This window comes from Kytococcus sp. HMSC28H12, from assembly GCF_001816045.1.
Taxonomy (GTDB): Bacteria; Actinomycetota; Actinomycetes; order Actinomycetales; family Dermatophilaceae; genus Kytococcus; species Kytococcus schroeteri.
Genome location: NZ_KV824479.1, coordinates 1 through 672 on the forward strand (window position 1 = coordinate 1; position 672 = coordinate 672).

1 protein-coding gene is annotated in these 672 nt (G+C 74.4%); it reads left to right on the forward strand.

The window, feature by feature from the left end; all coding sequences use genetic code 11:
* The first annotated feature begins 160 nt into the window (after positions 1-160).
* On the forward strand, positions 161-613 hold the full coding sequence (locus HMPREF3099_RS06785; RefSeq protein WP_070705289.1) for a GatB/YqeY domain-containing protein: 453 nt from the start codon (positions 161-163) through the stop codon (positions 611-613).
* The last annotated feature ends 59 nt before the right edge of the window (positions 614-672 follow it).

A 672-nucleotide genomic window follows, 5' to 3' on the forward strand; every position in this document is an offset into this window, starting at 1 on the left:
GCCACGGCGGCCGCCCCCAGCGCGGCGCCGCGTCCCACCCCGGCGAGCGCCCCGGGGCGGGGTTCGCGGTCGCGCAGGCGGGTCAGCAGGCGTCGGGTGTCCACGGCGCCATCATCGCACCGGGGAGGGTGGCGGCCCCGGCCGGTGGGATGATCTGCCCATGAGCGACCTCAAGCAGCAGATCACCGCCGACCTCACCACTGCCATGAAGGCCCGCGACAAGGTGACCTCCTCCACCCTGCGCATGGTGCGCACCGCCATCCAGAACGCCGAGGTGGCCGGCAGCGAGGCCAAGGAGCTGACCGACGAGGAGGTGCTGGCCGTCATCACCAAGGAGGGCAAGAAGCGCCGCGACGCCATCGCCGAGTACGAGAAGGCCGGCCGCCCGGAGCTGGCCGAGTCCGAGAAGGCCGAGCTCGAGGTCATCGAGGGCTACCTGCCGAAGCAGCTCTCCGACGAGGAGCTCGAGGCGCTGGTGGCCGAGGCCGTCGCCGAGGCCGGCGTCACCGAGACGTCCCAGATGGGTCAGGCCATGAAGGCCGCGCAGGCCAAGGTCGCCGGCCGCGCCGAGGGCGGCCGCGTGGCCGCCGCGGTGAAGAAGCACCTGGGCTGAGCCCCGGCCCGCGACGGGCCACCTCGCGCAGGGAGGGCGGGCACCCCGATGGGGTGCCC